General features: G+C 37.5%; 3 protein-coding genes. 2 read left to right on the forward strand and 1 reads right to left on the reverse strand.

Translation table 11 applies throughout. From position 1 onward, the window contains the following. Positions 1-216: 216 nt before the first annotated feature. Complete coding sequence (clpX, locus tag ACFIO3_RS03090) at positions 217-1,491, forward strand: ATP-dependent Clp protease ATP-binding subunit ClpX (RefSeq protein ID WP_375606240.1); 1,275 nt, start codon at positions 217-219, stop codon at positions 1,489-1,491. Between the two features lie 227 nt (positions 1,492-1,718). Here clpX and ACFIO3_RS03095 read toward each other — a convergent pair whose 3' ends face one another. Then, positions 1,719-1,820, reverse strand: coding sequence for a hypothetical protein (locus ACFIO3_RS03095; RefSeq protein ID WP_375669811.1), 102 nt, complete (start codon positions 1,818-1,820; stop codon positions 1,719-1,721). On the opposite strand from ACFIO3_RS03095, the gene ACFIO3_RS03100 reads away from it, so the two are divergent. After that, on the forward strand, positions 1,780-2,011 hold a 232-nt coding region (locus ACFIO3_RS03100), incomplete at its 3' end, for an LON peptidase substrate-binding domain-containing protein (RefSeq protein ID WP_375704097.1). The two genes, ACFIO3_RS03095 and ACFIO3_RS03100, sit on opposite strands and share 41 nt — an antisense overlap.

Below are 2,011 nucleotides of genomic sequence, written 5' to 3' on the forward strand. Positions count from 1 at the left end.
CGTGCAGAAACTGAAAAAGAAGAAAAAGATTAAGAATTTTTATAGAAAAAATAGCTACTTTAAAATAAAGAGTTTTATAAAAATATCGCAAAGTTTAGAGAAACACCTAAAAATATTGAGACATGCATGGTTTTCTATATGTCTTTTAGTTTTCATGATGAAAAGCTTCCTTTGAAAAGGCGAAGTGTTCATATATCGTGGTGAAAGGAAAGAAAAATGAGCAAAATTAGCAATAGCGGGAACGAATCAAAAAATACTCTCTATTGCTCGTTCTGCGGCAAGAGTCAGCATGAGGTGCGTAAGCTCATTGCGGGGCCTACTGTATTTATCTGTGATGAATGTGTAGAGCTTTGCATGGATATTATTCGGGAAGAAAATAAGTCTTCTGGGGTTAAGGTGCGTGATGGTGTTCCTACGCCACAGGAAATTATAACAGTTCTTGATGATTATGTTATTGGTCAGCAGCATGCAAAGCGTGTTCTTTCTGTTGCTGTTCATAATCATTATAAACGGTTGGCGCATCAGTCTAAAAGCAATGATATTGAGTTAACTAAATCAAATATTCTTCTTGTTGGTCCAACGGGTTGTGGTAAAACTTATCTTGCACAAACATTAGCACGTATTATTGATGTGCCTTTTACGATGGCGGATGCGACCACTTTGACTGAAGCGGGTTATGTGGGAGAAGATGTTGAAAATATTATTTTGAAGCTTCTTCAAGCAGCAGATTATAATGTTGAACGTGCGCAGCGTGGTATTGTTTATATTGATGAGGTTGATAAGATTTCTCGTAAAGCAGATAATCCTTCTATTACAAGAGATGTTTCGGGAGAAGGAGTTCAGCAAGCGTTATTAAAGATTATGGAAGGAACGATTGCTTCTGTTCCTCCACAAGGTGGACGTAAACATCCGCAACAAGAGTTTCTTCAGGTTGATACCACAAACATCTTATTCATTTGTGGGGGAGCTTTTGCAGGTTTAGAACGGATTATTTCAGGGCGTGGTGAAAAAACTTCTATTGGTTTTTCTGCGACTGTTAAGGCTCCGGATGAGCGTTGTGTCGGTGAAATTTTTCGTGATTTAGAGCCTGAAGATCTTATAAAATTTGGTTTAATACCAGAGTTTATTGGGCGGCTTCCTATAGTCGCCACCTTAGAGGATTTAGATGTTAACGCCCTCATGCAAATTTTATCCCAACCTAAAAATGCGTTAGTAAAGCAATATCAGCGTCTTTTTGAAATGGAGAATGTTGAGTTAGCATTTCATGAAGATGCTTTACGTGTTATTGCAAAGAAAGCAATTGAACGTAAAACTGGTGCTCGTGGTTTACGTTCTATTATGGAGAAGATCCTTCTTGAGACGATGTTTGAGCTACCGGCTCTTGAAGGCGTTCAAAAAGTGGTTATTTCGAGTGATGTCGTTGATGGGAAAGCGCGTCCTCTTTATATTTACTCAGAACGTGCAGAAGATAAAGAAAATGTATCAGCATGACATTGTGCGATGCGCAATATAAAAGGTGGTAATGAACGGTATTTGATAGGTATTTCTAATAATATCATTATAATGCTTGATTTATGTATGAGTAATTACCACTTCATGTACAGTGAAGAGCTGAGATTTTCTACAGGTGGGCTAATTGTTGTAGATAGCTCATAGGCTCCAGAAAGGAGAGTTATGCAATATATTGATGAAAAGACAGATGAAGTAAGAGATGGGGTTTATGCTGTTTTACCTCTTCGTGATATTGTTGTCTTCCCCCATATGATTGTTCCACTTTTTGTGGGTCGCGAAAAATCAATTCGTGCTCTTGAAGAAACGATGGCGGTTGATAAGCAAATACTCTTGGTGACACAAAAAAATGCTTCTGATGACGATCCAAAATCAGAGGATATTTATCATATTGGTACATTTGCTAATATTCTTCAACTTTTAAAGCTTCCTGATGGTACTGTAAAGGTTTTGGTTGAAGGAACTGCACGTGCAAAAATTAGTCAATTTGCTTTAAGTGAAG

It is taken from the genome of Bartonella sp. AD328YNZD, from assembly GCF_042196425.1.